This window comes from Desulfobulbaceae bacterium, from assembly GCA_015231515.1.
Taxonomy (GTDB): Bacteria; Desulfobacterota; Desulfobulbia; order Desulfobulbales; family VMSU01; genus JADGBM01.
The window spans coordinates 1-14,065 of sequence record JADGBM010000081.1 but is presented as its reverse complement, the minus strand read 5'-3'; the positions used below and the strand labels follow the sequence as shown (position 1 = coordinate 14,065).

The window sequence follows — 14,065 nt, the reverse complement described above, 5'->3', positions numbered from 1 at the left end:
AAATTATGACGGCGGACTGAGGCGGGAAGGCAGCTTCATGGAATTCGTAAAGCACAAACTCGATGAAATCAACGCTGTTTACACCAATGGGAATTTACCAGTGTCGGAGTTTACCTGTTCCACTGATTGCATTGCATGCTATGACAGCATTATTGTTTTCGAACGTCGCCGACAGGGGCAACGGCAAGCACCTATCACTCAAGGGGATAAAGGGGACAGGCGAATAACGGGGATAAAGGGGGGATAAAGGGGACAGGCGAATAATACTTGACTTGTAATCTTAACCCAGCTAGTTTCATACTTGTTACAATTCGTTAACATCTATCCAAACGGAGACTCAAATGCCTCGCAAAGCTCGAATGATAGTAGAAGGTGAACCGGCGGTGTATCATGTTATGTCCAGAACTGCCCTGGATGGTTTTGTCCTTGGCGACATAGAAAAGGACTATCTGCTACAACTCATTAAGCATCTTAGCTCCATATATTTTGCTGAAATCCTGGGTTTCTCAATTATGGGAAATCACTTTCATGTCGTGGTTCGTATGCATACCGACAACAAATATTCAGATGAAGATGTCTGTAAACGTTTTGCTTCGTATTATCAGAATGACAAGGCAAAAAAAATTCCTATGCCTAATCAAATTCCTTCCCTGCGAGAAAAATGGGGGAAACTTTCTGAGTTTATGAAGGAGATCAAGCAAAGGTTCTCCATGTATTATAATAAACGTCACAAGAGGCGTGGATTTTTTTGGAGTGATAGATTTAAGAGTGTTCTTGTTGAGAATGGTGAAACTTTAATAAACTGCCTTGCCTATATTGACCTAAATCCAGTGCGAGCAGACATTGTTAAACGTCCTGAGGATTACAGATGGAACAGTCTTGGTTACCACCACCAAACGAACAATAAAGACCGTTTTCTTTCTCTTGATTTTGGTCTTATCGGGTGTGATAACTTATCTAAAAGAGAAAGACTCGCACACTACCGGCAATTTGTATATGAAGTTGGATCTTTGGAATCAAGCAAAGGCAAGAGTATTGACAAGGAAATTATCAAAAATGAGGTGAAAAGAGGATACTCCCCTGACACTATTGACCGTTTTCTTTCTAGAACAAGGTACTTCACTGACAGTGGGATAATTGGCAGTAAGGAATTTGTGATGGAATTATGGCAAAAACTAAAGACAGAAGCAGATACCCCCAACAAGTCGCCTACCCGTGTTACAGGACTGGCTGGCTTTTACTCATTGAAGCGATTGAGTGCAAAAATCTAGCAATTATGTCCTTCTTCGTAATTGACACAAGAACACATATATCATAGTCACAAAAGCCGGGTCTCAAAAAAAACAGGTTGAAATAGTTTAGTATACTGTCCCCCGAATTAGCCCCAGCCCCCCCCGAATTAGCCCCCGAATTAGCCCCGTCCCCCGAATTAGCCCCCAGAACAAAGCTTTTGTGATGTTTTTTGTGGTGACGTCACTTGACATGGCCGACATGTTGGCTTACTATAAGGACATGAAGTCAGCCAATATTGCAGAATTTAAAGACCACCTCGGAAAGTACATATCTTTAGTTGAAGATGGGGAAGAGGTGTTGCTTTGCAGACGCAATATTCCTATTGCCAAGCTTATCCCATCGATTTCAAGGGAAAGCGGCAACCAAACAAAACTTGGATGCGGGGCTGGAACCATTATTATTAAGTCAGATTTGACTCTGCCCGCTTTCGCTTCGGATGATTGGGAAATGCATCAAGGAGAATTGTGAAAATTCTTCTTGATACTTGTTGCATTATTTGGGCAGTATCATCCCCCTCCTCTCTTTCAGAAAAAGCAACAGACCTTCTCACAAAAAAAGATTCTCAGGTTTACATTTCACCAATCAGTTGTGCTGAAATAGCTTGCCTGGCAGATAGAGGGCGCATTACTTTAGAGCAGCACTGGAAAGTCTGGTTTAATACCTATACTGAGCTGAATGCCTGGCAAGTTAAAGATATCACTCTGAACGTTATCCAGGAAGCTTATTCCTTACCAGATTCTTTTCATCAAGACCCTACAGACCGTATCATTACAGCAACAGCACGAATTCATAATCTTACGTTAATCACCGCCGACAAAAAGATATTGAGCTACCCCCATGTTTTGACTATTTGGTAAGACACGTTCGGGGAAAAGAGGGCCTTTCTTGATTTATTGGCTTAGCTTCTTTTTATTCTTATGATCATAGGTATGCTTCGAAAAAAGACCGTGATCACGCGAGTTGCCATATTAAACAACCTGAGGAACCAAAAATATTCGTTGATTCCATCACTGAATATAGCGATTTCAACAGCACCTGGACCCTGGTTATTCAAAACAATTTGCCATTGATAGGCACAACTTGCCTATTTAGAGAAAATCTCATAATCCTGCACGTAACACGAATCCGACCAGCCAACCGTATCTTCTGATGACAACAAAAAGATGCACCAAGTAGCATTTGTATCGTAAAATCAGTCAAATATAAATACATTTCCACAACGTTACACTTTCCACTCGCAACCATCCCCCACAGACAAATCCAACAGAAAATGCATGGCGCAATAATTGCTAAGGTAACAGTAAATGAACATAGTTGTCGCAGTCTGCCGGGTTCGGTGATGCTTATACAGGCGCCTCGCACTCTGCTCCATTTTTTAGGAGAAACACATAATGAGTTGCAAAAAAATCAAAAGAAATACCGATAAATCATTCAAATTAGCCGTCCGATACCAAGAAATAGGCAAATACGACGAAGCACAAAGAATCTATCTCGAGGTCCTAAAAATAGACAGCATGCATGCTGAAAGCTGGTTTAGATTGGGAACCATCTGGAAGGAAAACAATTTAATAAGTGAGGCGGTAAAGGCATTCTGCAACGCATCCCAACTCGACGATCAATACCATAGTTTCCTCTTTAACTTCGGGTTAACTCTGGTATCTGAAAACCATGTAGATCAGGCCATCAACACACTCAATTACCTGCTTGAACTGCAACCGCAAGTCGCCGAGATTCACTACAGTCTGGGATTAATCTACTTTCATCAGAAACAGTTAAGTTTTGCCGAACAGTTATTGAAAAAAGCAATTGAGTTAAAACCCGACTACTCAGGCGCCCATAAAGACTTGGGGCGTGTCTTAATAGAGTTAAACCGGTTGCCAGAGGCGCTTGCGAGCTTTAAGACAGCAGGCACAATAGACCACCGATGCCATGAGGCATTTCGCTATACGGGAGATATCTACCGAAAACAGGGCAAGTACAACGAAGCGGTTCTGGCTTACCAGGCGGAACAAGCAATACAGCCTGAGAACATAAACGGTATTTTTGACGTGGGCCTCACCTACTTAAGACAGCAAAACAATGTAAAGGCGATAGAGGTTTTCCAACATATAGTAACCCAAGCACCACTTATTACGGAAGCCAGGTACAACCTTGGCCTCGCCTACCAAAATCAAAAAGAGTACGCATTGGCAGTTGAAGCCTACACGTCAGTATTGGAGATTGACGCTGATAATGCTGCTGCCCACAATGACCTTGGAATGCTTTATGATCTGCTTGGTCGTCCGCAAGAAGCAATTTATCACTACAAAGAGGTGACCAGAATTCAGCCGAAGAATATGGTTGCCAAACATATACTGGCAGCTCTTACCGGACTCCAGTTGCCAAACGGCCACCCTGACTATGTCACCTCATTGTTTGATCAGTATTCAGAATCTTTTGAAGCGGACTTGGTAAATAATTTAAAATACACTGTTCCAGCTAAGCTTAAAAATGCGGTACTTGACTACTTTGACGGTCAGGCTGAATTTGACAACGCTCTTGACTTAGGGTGTGGAACTGGCATGTGCGGCCTGGAATTCGGCCAATTTTCCACAAAAATTACTGGTGTTGATCTTTCTTCAAAAATGATCCAAATGGCTAAGGCAAAAAAGATATACTCCACACTGACTCAACAAGACATTGTCAGCTTTCTGAATACTAGTAACGAGTTGTATGATCTTTTTATCGCAGCCGATGTCTTTATCTATGTTGGCGCACTTGAGTCTCTTTTTGAGGCGGTACAAAGAAAATCCCTTCCCCACGGATATTTCGCCTTTTCTGTGGAACGTTGCGTTGGCGACTCCTTCTGGCTCAGTACGTCAGGAAGATATCAACACAGCCGCAATTACATCCAGAAACTGGCCGACACCTATTTCTTTGAAATAGAGCGCTGCGATCCCACAGGTATCCGCCTTGAAAATAACACCTGGATTCCCGGGGATTTATATATTTTAAGAAACTTTGCCTTTTCAAAGTTTCAACAAGCTGATGCAATGGAATTTGACTTGCCATATCAATTCAGCCAGCCGTTTGCGACAGTAATGTAAGATAAAACCTCTTTTTTTGGGTGGGCGAGGGTTTATACTGCCAGTGCGTAACGGAAGTTGTGCAGGAAAAAGAATATTGATACTTTAATATTTCATGTTATTATAAATCTTAACTTTAATTTATCATCAAAATGACCTCCAATGATTACACGAAAACTAAAGCTACCTCCGCCAGGAGAGGAAACTTTTTTCTTATGGGGTCCTCGCCAGACTGGAAAATCGACGCTCCTGCGAAGTACGTATCCGGATGCAGTCTGGATTGACTTATTAAAAGCAGACGAATTCCGCCGTTATCTCAGCAATCCAGAGTTGCTCCGTCAGGAATTACCTCGTGATGGAGAAATGCCCTTTGTGGTCATTGACGAAGTCCAGAAAATACCGGCTCTTCTTGATGAAGTTCACTGGCTGCATGAAAATCGAAATATGCATTTTGCTCTTTGCGGATCGAGTGCCCGAAAAGTTAAAAAAGGTCATGGCAATCTCTTGGGTGGCCGAGCAATTCGCTATGAAATGTTTGGTCTTATTCACGAAGAGATCAAGCGTGACTTCGATCTTATTAAAATCCTTAACCAAGGCTATCTTCCCCGCATCTATCATGCGCCTCAACCGCAAAGACTGCTCAATGCCTACGTTGCAAATTATCTTAAGGAAGAAATCGCGGCAGAAGGATTGGTGCGCAACTTACCCGTTTTCTCCAATTTTCTTAACATGTCGGCCCTCTCAGATACAGAATCGGTAAACTTCTCCACAATAGCCCGTGATTGCGGCGTTTCCAGCCTGACCATTAAAGAATATTTTCAAATTTTGGAAGACACCTTACTTGGCAGATGGCTGCCTAGTTTCACAAAACGACCTAAAAGACGCGTGGCAGCATCGCCAAAATTTTATTTCTCAGACGTGGGGGTGGTCAATTTCTTGGCAAAACGTGGGGCCATTGAGCAGGGCTCTGAATTGTTTGGCAAGGCCTTTGAGAATTGGTGTTTCCACGAGCTTAACGCCTACAATGCTTACAGTGAAATATTCGCGGAATTTTCCTATTGGAAACTTGCAGGAGGAACTGAAGTAGATTTCATAATTAATGACATGGACATCGCCATAGAGGCAAAATCAACCAAAAATATTACAACAAACCACCTCAAAGGACTTCGCAGCCTTAAAGCTGACCATCCTGACATTAAGCGAAGAATAATCGTCTGCTGCGAGACAAAATATCGAGTAACTGATGACGACATAGAAATTATCCCAGCACAAAAGTTCACAGAGATGCTATGGGAAAAAAATATTTTCTGATTTTATCAAATCATGATTGTCCATCGAGATTACATGAAGTTCAGCGACTCCATTATAAAAAATTTTGATGACCGTATTGAACCCTTCAATCCAGGCCGGCTTCTTGAGGACTTAACACAGACATACTGGTGAGCGGACACTATTCGTCTACCATCCACTCTTGCTGGCCGAAAAATAATCAGTCACTCATTTTAATATCATTAATGATCTCGTGAAAATCACTCTCGAAATTGATCAAAAACTGATCATCTAGTGTCTTCAATTTTTTGAGCAAAGATACTGGGAATGTATCCAACCGGTACAGCAAATCTTCTTTTTGAAAATTAGTTTTTTCTTTGGCCTCAGCAAGAATATCAGCCCACCTGAATGATGTGTTTTGACTAATAAGGTAAATATCAAAAATGTCTTTTGGGTTATCCCTGCCAAGAACAGCAGTGATCTTATTTGATAAAATATTTAGAGGATTATCAATTTTGAAGCCTTTTTGGCAGACAATTTCTCCAAATCGTTTCACTCGATCATTTACAAAATCTACTTGCAGCACAACGTCATCTTTTGAAACATAAACTCGGATAAAATCCTTGGCATCGACCTGCCTTTTTACTGCATAATTTGCAGCGCTAATCCGGTCAAGAATTGCCCTTACTGAATATGCATACGTGTCAGAGAAATGCGTAAACAGATCTAAATCATCGGAGTATCTCTTTTCAAAATAAAACCGATTTAAACAGGTTCCACCTGTAAGATAAAACTCCGTATCCTCAGCAAACACCAAAGCCAAAACTTCATCTTGGATTTGATATAATTTTCTGTAATCTATAAAGTCCATCGAAGCTCAGGGATGTTTACTTTTTGGCCAGTTAAAAACCATTTCACAATGCTGTATCGTTTCTCAAGAAAACCTTTATTGAATTTTGGGGTTTCATAACGCCTTATGAACTCTTTCAGATCACTCATACTGAAAATCTCTAGACTCTTCAAAACATCAGAGGCATTCTCAATAATTTTAGCAAATAAAAAATATTTTTCCTGGTCGGTGCCGTTCTTTGCCATATTAAGAATTTCCACAACAGAGAGGTGGTATTCCCAAAAACATTCCCGTTTAATTCTCTCACAGTCTCTATGCTGTGGCGCCGTAACTTTTTTTCCCATATTTTGGCCAACAACAAACAGGGACACTTCCCCTATTTATTGTCACACTCCACATCTTTACTTGGTCGCCCTGCTTTTTTCACCCTGACCATACGGTTCAGTTCATTTTCGATGGTATCGATAAAGCGCTCCGTGCCAAGTGGACGACCGCTACAAGTCGCTTTGCGGATGGCGTTGTTCTGTTCTTCGTTGTCGGTTTTGCAATAATCGGCATAGTCACCACGTGCGGTGGGTTCGAGCCAACCGGGATGACTCAGAAGTTCATCTTGCGCAGCGGTCAGATGGTATCTTGCGCTCGACCAACGATACTCTTCTGCTTGTCCAACGAGGCCAGCCTTAACAGGGTTACGTTCAATATAACGCGCCACCCTCCACTGAACGATTATTGCCACGCTGGGTAAATATGATGGGGATACCCGGGGGCTATGATGCGAGCGATTCTTGGCATGTGTGGAAGGTAGCTTGAAATAGTATAAGAGTCAATAAATATGGGAAGTGTCCCTGAAATAGTGTTCGGAAAACAAAAAGAGGACTTTTGGTAAGAGAGATTGTACTATATTGCGAGAAAGTGACTTAGCGATAATTTCTAAGGATACAGGAGAACCAAACAACGGTGTCACTTTGGGAAGAGACAATACCATTAATGAGGGCGGGGTTTCACAAGGCCTTGAAGATTGAGGCATATGGGAAAGCCTCACAAGGCAGAAAAGTATATCCGCCGCCGGAGCTGGTATTCAACTCCATGCAACAAACTGCCTTCGATGACGTTCGGGTGGTGATACTCGGCCAAGACCCATATATAAATGAGCATAACGGAATTTCTGAAGCACATGGCTTGTGTTTTTCGGTACGTGAAGGCATTCCAGTGCCCCCATCACTAAAGAACATTTTCAAAGAAATTCAGGCCAGCATATATCCCAATGAGCCTCAGGAATTCTCTTCGGACCTGACCAGGTGGGCCAGGCAGGGCGTGCTGCTCCTCAACTCCAGTCTTTCCGTTGTGGCCAGAAGCTCTAACTCCCATGCGAGCCTTGGCTGGCAAGAACTTACGGATAATATTATTGAGACGATTTCAAGCAAAAGGGAGCATGTCGTTTTCATGCTCTGGGGGGCCTTTGCCCAGAAGAAAACCCAACTCATCGACCAGAAGAAACACTGCATCCTTAAAACCAGTCACCCATCGCCCCTTTCTGCTCATCGCGGCTTCCTGGGCTCGGGTGTCTTTGTCAAATGCAACACCTACCTTGCGCAACACGGGTACAATACAATCGTTTGGTGAAGGATATAGACTGTTTTATCTCTTTTGAACAGCACCATTCGAACAAAACGACTTCCGAACCACTTCCACCCAATAATGTAGGGTTTCGCAAGACTCAACCCTACAAGATACACCTCCAAGTTCACTTGACAAGCCCAGTATATGTTCATAATCTACAAATATACATAGCAAGCCACATTTGTACAATAAGTGTCGCAGGTACGCACCTTTCCACAGGATATTTCTTTTTTGCATTCTTGCGCATCAACCGATTCCCCCCCTACTCTTCAGTCTCTTCCGGCTCAGCCTTTCCTTCTGCAAAATCCGGCAGCACTTTGCGCCCAAAAATCCCAACAGCCACGATACTGATCTCATAGAGAACAACCAGCGGAATGGCCATCATCAACTGATTAACCACATCCGGTGTGGGAGTAAGGATCGCGGCAATAACAAAGGCAAGTAGTATTGCGTATTTACGATGTTTCCTTAAAAAGGCCGTATTGACCAGGCCAATCTTGCCAAGCAACACCATAAAAACCGGCAGCTCAAAGATTACCGCAAAGGCTATTAACAGGCGCAGGCTTAAAGAAAAATACTCCTTCACCGCCGGCATGGGAGTCAGGTATTCAGTTGTATAGCTGGTCAGAAATTTAAAGGCAGGAGGGAAAACAACAAAATAGCCAAAGGCAGCACCTCCAAGGAAACATAACGAAGAAAGAATTGAAAAAGGGATAACTACTTTTTTTTCGTGGCGATAGAGGCCCGGGGCTACAAAACGCCATATTTGCAGAAAAATTACCGGGCTGGCAAGAAGAACTCCACTGACCAGGGCTAATTTCAGGTTAAAAAAAAAGCCTCCTGGTACGAAGTAAACACCAAGGTCGAGCCTGGCGGCAGGACATCGAACAACGGCTTCAAAAACCAGTGCCCAAGCTCTTTCACAAACCCATAACTGACACCAAAGCCGATAAGTACCGCTATTATCGACGCAATCAGGCACTGGCGCAGTTCGGCCAGATGCTCGGTAAGCGCTTGTTGTTTCAGTTCATCCATTTAGTGAACTCTGCAGATGTCAGTTGACGGTTTGCGGTTGATTTAGTTAACTTGATTTACATCGGATTCCACCAACCAAGAAGTAACTTTTAAAACAGGTCATCACTACCATGGATAGCAATCAATTTCAAGCTGGTCTTACAATGCTGCAAAATCCGATTCTGCCCTTAGCCAGGCTAGTCCAACTTCTTTTTATTACCGGCCCTTTCTCGTCAATATCTGAACTGCTTGCAGAGTTAAACGAACCCATAGAGACTAACTCGTGTCGGTACGACGAGCCCCAAGCCTTACTAAGGCCCTATATGGATGTTCTTAACGAGTTTCATCGTTTAAAAAAAGCCGAACCTCTTCCCTATAAAATCATCCATCCGGACAACAACCCGGTTGATCCTATGGAGGCCGTCGATTTATGGACATCACAGGCAATCCTTACTCGTGAACTTGAGACACTCAACAGCCTGCTTTGTGCGCCCTGCCGTTGCACACTTTGCTGTGTTGGGCCAGACCAATCATACAGCCAATCGTTTTTTGAAATACCACTTTCAGGCAAAGAGACTGCCCTTTTTTCGCTGCCCTCTGTTGATACTCCCGAAAGCCGTGGCCTCACAGCCCATTCTGAAACAGTTTTAAAGGTTGAAGGAAAGCCTTTTTTTGCCAGCGATCCTGCCATCTATAACTGGCAAAACGGCTGGAGCATGATCTTGCCTAAAGAGACCTCCTGCCAAAAACTTCGCAACAACGGCAGATGCACCATCTACCCGGAAAGACCCGACGTCTGCAAACGGCCACAAATTTTCTCCTATGTCCTCGAAGCAAGCACCGCCCCTGGGCACAGTCAGGTCTATATTGCCCAAAGCAAGGTTCTGGCTATCTGGGACTGCCCCTATGTCAAACAGTTTAAAGATGAGATAGCCGCCTATGCCGAACTATGTGAAATTGAACCAATCTTCAAAGAAAACAAAAACTAACAATACATCTCTACTGGTGTCCTCATGAAAGCATCTGATTTGCTGGTTAAATGCCTTGAAGAAGAAGGAATTGAATATGTTTTTGGCGTTCCTGGTGAAGAAAACGCCGATCTCATGATCTCTCTGGAACAGTCTAAAAAAATTCGGTTTATTCTTACCCGACATGAACAGGGTGCAGCATTTATGGCCGAAGCCCATGGCCGGCTGACCGGAAACCCCGCTGTCTGCCTCGGCACCTTAGGCCCTGGCGCCACAAATCTGATCACCGGTGTGGCCAATGCCAACATGGACAGGGCGCCGATGCTGGTAATTACCGGGCAAGGGGCATCACACCGGCGCCATAAAGAGTCGCATCAAGTTATGGATGTGGTGGCCATGTTCAGGCCCGTCACCAAATGGAACACTACAATTCTGCATCCAGATACAATCCCGGAAATTGTCAGAAAGGCTGTCCGCCTGTCCCGAACAGAAAAAGCCGGTGCCTGCCATATAGAACTTCCTGAGGATGTGGCAAAAATGCAGACCGCCGAGCAGCCAATTACCCCGGTTCGCTTCCGACGCCCTGTTCCCGACGACAAAATTATCGATCAGGCCTTTGATAGTATCAAAAATGCAAAACGGCCAATTATTCTTGCCGGCAACGGTTGTTTTCGAAAAAAAGCCGTACCTAAACTTCGTGAGTTTTGCGCTAAATCAAAAATTCCAGTAATTAACACCTTTATGGCAAAGGGCTGCCTGGACATGGATGATGAAGCATGTCTGTTTACCATCGGCCTCCAGGCCAAGGACGTTGTAACCTGTGCCTTAGACTCGGCTGACGTAGTTATTACTATAGGGTATGACATGGTGGAGTACCATCCTCGCCTCTGGAATTCCGACAAAAACAAACATATTATTCATATCGATTTCCTGCCGGCTGAAATAGACTCATGCTACCATCCCGAAAAAGAGGTCATTGGCGATATTGCCCATGCCCTCTGGATGCTTTGCGAACGGGTTGATAAATCTGGCCCCCTCTCTTTTGACCGCGCCCAGCAAAATGCTGTGCGACTGGAGATGCTCAGGGAGTTCGCGCTGCACAAAAATGACGAAACAGCGCCCCTTATCCGCCCGCAAAAAGTTTTATGGGATGTACGCCAGGTGATGGGCCCAGATGACATTGTCATCTCCGATGTCGGGGCCCATAAGATGTGGATTGCCAGACATTATCAATGCCACGCCCCCAATACCTGCCTCATTCCTAACGGGTTTTGTTCCATGGGCTTTGCCCTGCCAGCCGCAATCTCTGCCACCCTGATCTGTCCTGACAAAAAAATCTTGGCCATCTGCGGCGATGCCGGTTTTCTAATGAATGTCCAGGAGATGGAGACGGCAAAACGGATTAACGCCAATTTTGTCGCCATGGTTTGGGAGGATCATTCGTACGGACTGATTCAATGGAAACAGGATAATGAGTTTGGCAAACATACAGACCTTTCCTTTGACAACCCGGACTGGACACTTCTGGCCAAATCATTCGGCTGGAACTCGCATATCATCGAAAACAGTGCAGAGTTGTACCTTAAACTCAAAACGTCTTTTGAGGAGCCCGGGCCCACGTTAGTTATTATCCCTATCGACTATCGAGAAAATGCGAAACTAAGCAGCCGGTTAGGTAACATCATTTGCCCTATTTAGTTACTTTCAGAAATTGTTTTGTCGTTTAAAACAATTTCCTAAAGTAACTTATCCAGCTCTGCCGGGTTAGGGCCTTACCCTGGCAAAATCTGATTCTAACAAGGAGATGTCCATGACCCTAAAAAATCACTACCCGTACTATTTAGCCAACGAGGCTACGTTTGACACAACCACTCTTCTTAGCGTGTTTGACAAATTCACCCTAAAAGAGGCCTGCAAGGTCTCAATGGCTTCTCGTGATGTCATTGACCAGGCAATCACAATGACGGTTTCAGCAGCCGGACCGATGCGAAAACTGGCCTCGTACCAACGCCAAGAGATTCTGTATCACTGCGTTGATCGCTTCAAAGAACGCTTCGATGAACTGGCAATGACTCTTTGCATAGAAGCCGGCAAACCGATAAAAGATGCCGAGGGCGAAGCCGGCCGCTTAATTGACACCTTTCGCATAGCTGCAGAAGAAGCCGTCCGGATTTATGGCGAGGTTATTCCAATGGACATCAGCGCCAGGGCCGCTGGCTACACGGGCTATACCAAGCGCGTTCCTATTGGGCCCTGTTCATTTATCAGCCCCTTTAATTTCCCGCTGAACCTGGCCGCGCATAAAATCGCTCCTGCCATTGCGGCAGGCTGTCCATTTATTCTTAAACCTGCCAGTCTAACCCCCATTGGCGCCCTCATTATTGGTGAAGTGCTGGCTGAAACCGATCTGCCCAAGGGCGCTTTTTCCATTTTACCCTGTTCACGGGAGGGCGCCGACCTGTTCACCACCGATGACCGCCTCAAGCTCCTCAGTTTCACAGGATCTCCAGAGGTTGGCTGGAAATTAAAGGCCAAGGCAGGTAAAAAACCGGTGGTGCTTGAACTTGGCGGCAACGCTGCCTGTATTGTCGATGAAGACGCCGATATTGATGATGCTGTTGCCCGTATTGTTTTTGGCGCCTATTATCAGTCAGGTCAAAGCTGTGTAAGCGTCCAGCGCATTTTGGCTCACCAGAAAATATACGCCCAGCTAAGAACTAAATTAATGACAGCGGTTAACAATCTTAAATCGGGTGACCCTAAAAACCGTGACACCTTTATCGGCCCGATCATCTCCCAGACAGAGACCGATAGAATCAAGAGCTGGATTGACGAGGCTGTAAAGGCCGGGGCCAGCCTCTTGTGTGGCGGCACCCAACAGGGAACAATCATTGAAGCAACCTTGCTGGAAAATGTTCCAGAAAAGCAAAACCTCAACTGCCAGGAAGCCTTTGGCCCGGTGGCCATTCTCTCCTCATTTTCTGATTTCGACCAGGCCCTGGCCCAGGTAAACAACTCTGCGTTTGGCCTGCAGGCCGGAATTTTTACCCGCGATCTTTATAAAGCTCAAAAAGCCTGGGATGTGCTGGAAGTCGGTAGCGTTATCATAGGGGATGTGCCTTCCTGGCGGGTGGATCATATGCCCTATGGCGGCGTTAAAGACAGTGGTTTAGGTCGAGAAGGTATCCGTTATGCCATAGAAGATATGACTGAGATCCGCCTCATGGCTGTGCGGACACCGCCAAACGGCTGACTCATGAACAAACCCTTCAAAATTGTAGTGCAGCACACTGATTTCATGATCATCTCAAAATCTTCCGGAGTCTCTTTTCACGGGGAACATGGAGAAGTAGGGCTCTTTGCACACCTTCGCCATGAACTCGGTGACACGCCCTTGTTTCCTGTGCACCGCCTCGACAAAGTAACCTCAGGGCTACTTATCATTGCTCGAAGCAAAAAAAGCGCTCAGATCTTTTCACAAATGTTTCGCGATAGATCTGTTGAGAAATACTATCTAGCTATTTCAGACAGAAAGCCCTCAAAAAAACAGGGGCTTGTCTGCGGGGACATGGAGACATCCAGAAGAGGGGCCTGGAAGCTTTCCCCAACCAAACTCTCCCCGGCTATCACGCAGTTTTTCAGCCATTCATTGGGGAGCGGCAAGCGTCTCTACCTGATTAAGCCTCATACCGGCAAAACCCACCAGATTCGAGTTGCTATGAAGAGCATCGGTGCACCCGTGCTCGGCGACCCGATATATTACAAGGCAAGTTTGTCTGCATATGACAGAACCTACCTTCATGCCTTTTCAATACGTTTTATATGGGCGGGGGAATGGGTGCAGATTAACGATGTTCCAACTACCGGGGAACTATTCGGCGATGAAACTTTTAAGGAAGTGCTTGAGAGCTGCTACACAATGCCCTGGAGCCTGGCCTGGCCAACTGTGAAAAAAACCAAACTTTCTACGGACGATGATCTTTAAA

Annotated in this window: 15 protein-coding genes; 10 read left to right on the top strand and 5 right to left on the bottom strand. The window is 44.8% G+C overall.

Going from position 1 to position 14,065, the window contains the following annotated elements:
* The first annotated feature begins 341 nt into the window (after positions 1 to 341).
* The 5 genes from HQK80_11880 (at position 342) to HQK80_11860 (ending at position 5,669) form a co-directional block, all read left to right on the top strand.
* Positions 342 to 1,271, top strand: coding sequence for a hypothetical protein (locus HQK80_11880; protein MBF0222908.1), 930 nt, complete (start codon positions 342 to 344; stop codon positions 1,269 to 1,271).
* 196 nt (positions 1,272 to 1,467) lie between these two features.
* Positions 1,468 to 1,761 carry a type II toxin-antitoxin system Phd/YefM family antitoxin gene (locus HQK80_11875; protein MBF0222907.1) on the top strand — a complete coding sequence of 98 codons (294 nt, stop codon included), beginning with the start codon at positions 1,468 to 1,470 and terminating at the stop codon, positions 1,759 to 1,761.
* The gene (locus tag HQK80_11870; protein ID MBF0222906.1) at positions 1,758 to 2,150 is read left to right on the top strand and encodes a type II toxin-antitoxin system VapC family toxin; all 393 of its coding nucleotides are present in this window, start codon (positions 1,758 to 1,760) and stop codon (positions 2,148 to 2,150) included. Before HQK80_11875 ends, HQK80_11870 begins: the two co-directional genes overlap by 4 nt.
* A gap of 534 nt (positions 2,151 to 2,684) precedes the next feature.
* Positions 2,685 to 4,379, top strand: a complete 1,695-nt coding sequence (locus HQK80_11865) for a tetratricopeptide repeat protein (protein ID MBF0222905.1) — start codon at positions 2,685 to 2,687, stop codon at positions 4,377 to 4,379.
* Positions 4,380 to 4,520: 141 nt separating this feature from the next.
* The gene (locus HQK80_11860; GenBank protein ID MBF0222904.1) at positions 4,521 to 5,669 is read left to right on the top strand and encodes an ATP-binding protein; all 1,149 of its coding nucleotides are present in this window, start codon (positions 4,521 to 4,523) and stop codon (positions 5,667 to 5,669) included.
* A gap of 178 nt (positions 5,670 to 5,847) precedes the next feature.
* On the opposite strand, the gene HQK80_11855 is transcribed toward HQK80_11860, so the two are convergent.
* From HQK80_11855 to HQK80_11845, 3 genes are read right to left on the bottom strand one after another with little or no spacing between them, the layout of a single operon-like run.
* On the bottom strand, positions 5,848 to 6,498 hold the full coding sequence (locus HQK80_11855) for a nucleotidyl transferase AbiEii/AbiGii toxin family protein (protein ID MBF0222903.1): 651 nt from the start codon (positions 6,496 to 6,498) through the stop codon (positions 5,848 to 5,850).
* A complete protein-coding gene (locus tag HQK80_11850; protein ID MBF0222902.1) occupies positions 6,486 to 6,821 on the bottom strand; it encodes a hypothetical protein in 336 nt (111 codons plus the stop codon). Before HQK80_11850 ends, HQK80_11855 begins: the two co-directional genes overlap by 13 nt.
* A 32-nt stretch (positions 6,822 to 6,853) precedes the next feature.
* A complete protein-coding gene (locus HQK80_11845; GenBank protein MBF0222901.1) occupies positions 6,854 to 7,189 on the bottom strand; it encodes a hypothetical protein in 336 nt (111 codons plus the stop codon).
* 245 nt (positions 7,190 to 7,434) lie between these two features.
* Here HQK80_11845 and ung point away from each other — a divergent pair, with 245 nt between their 5' ends.
* Positions 7,435 to 8,100, top strand: a complete 666-nt coding sequence (gene ung / locus HQK80_11840) for a uracil-DNA glycosylase (GenBank protein MBF0222900.1) — start codon at positions 7,435 to 7,437, stop codon at positions 8,098 to 8,100.
* Positions 8,101 to 8,359: 259 nt separating this feature from the next.
* On the opposite strand, the gene tatC is transcribed toward ung, so the two are convergent.
* Entirely contained in the window at positions 8,360 to 8,908 is a 549-nt protein-coding gene (tatC, locus tag HQK80_11835) for a twin-arginine translocase subunit TatC (protein MBF0222899.1), read from the bottom strand.
* A gap of 8 nt (positions 8,909 to 8,916) precedes the next feature.
* The gene (locus HQK80_11830; GenBank protein MBF0222898.1) at positions 8,917 to 9,132 is read right to left on the bottom strand and encodes a twin-arginine translocase subunit TatC; all 216 of its coding nucleotides are present in this window, start codon (positions 9,130 to 9,132) and stop codon (positions 8,917 to 8,919) included.
* Between the two features lie 110 nt (positions 9,133 to 9,242).
* On the opposite strand from HQK80_11830, the gene HQK80_11825 reads away from it, so the two are divergent.
* From HQK80_11825 to HQK80_11810, 4 genes are all read left to right on the top strand, one after another.
* Positions 9,243 to 10,100, top strand: coding sequence for a hypothetical protein (locus HQK80_11825; GenBank protein ID MBF0222897.1), 858 nt, complete (start codon positions 9,243 to 9,245; stop codon positions 10,098 to 10,100).
* 24 nt (positions 10,101 to 10,124) lie between these two features.
* Positions 10,125 to 11,777 (top strand): acetolactate synthase large subunit, encoded by a 1,653-nt coding sequence (locus HQK80_11820; protein ID MBF0222896.1) that lies wholly within the window; start codon positions 10,125 to 10,127, stop codon positions 11,775 to 11,777.
* 112 nt (positions 11,778 to 11,889) lie between these two features.
* On the top strand, positions 11,890 to 13,332 hold the full coding sequence (locus tag HQK80_11815) for an aldehyde dehydrogenase family protein (protein ID MBF0222895.1): 1,443 nt from the start codon (positions 11,890 to 11,892) through the stop codon (positions 13,330 to 13,332).
* 3 nt (positions 13,333 to 13,335) lie between these two features.
* Complete coding sequence (locus HQK80_11810; protein ID MBF0222894.1) at positions 13,336 to 14,064, top strand: TIGR01621 family pseudouridine synthase; 729 nt, start codon at positions 13,336 to 13,338, stop codon at positions 14,062 to 14,064.
* Position 14,065 lies beyond the last annotated feature (1 nt).

Bases quoted from the DNA above. Each gene is read 5' to 3' on its own strand.
- HQK80_11810 (MBF0222894.1), top strand. From the start codon at position 13,336: ATGAACAAACCCTTCAAAATTGTAGTGCAGCACACTGATTTCATGATC.
- HQK80_11850 (MBF0222902.1), bottom strand. From the start codon at position 6,821: ATGGGAAAAAAAGTTACGGCGCCACAGCATAGAGACTGTGAGAGAATT.
- HQK80_11815 (MBF0222895.1), top strand. From the start codon at position 11,890: ATGACCCTAAAAAATCACTACCCGTACTATTTAGCCAACGAGGCTACG.
- HQK80_11820 (MBF0222896.1), top strand. From the start codon at position 10,125: ATGAAAGCATCTGATTTGCTGGTTAAATGCCTTGAAGAAGAAGGAATT.
- HQK80_11830 (MBF0222898.1), bottom strand. From the start codon at position 9,132: ATGGATGAACTGAAACAACAAGCGCTTACCGAGCATCTGGCCGAACTG.
- HQK80_11860 (MBF0222904.1), top strand. From the start codon at position 4,521: ATGATTACACGAAAACTAAAGCTACCTCCGCCAGGAGAGGAAACTTTT.
- HQK80_11855 (MBF0222903.1), bottom strand. From the start codon at position 6,498: ATGGACTTTATAGATTACAGAAAATTATATCAAATCCAAGATGAAGTT.
- HQK80_11865 (MBF0222905.1), top strand. From the start codon at position 2,685: ATGAGTTGCAAAAAAATCAAAAGAAATACCGATAAATCATTCAAATTA.
- HQK80_11825 (MBF0222897.1), top strand. From the start codon at position 9,243: ATGGATAGCAATCAATTTCAAGCTGGTCTTACAATGCTGCAAAATCCG.
- HQK80_11880 (MBF0222908.1), top strand. From the start codon at position 342: ATGCCTCGCAAAGCTCGAATGATAGTAGAAGGTGAACCGGCGGTGTAT.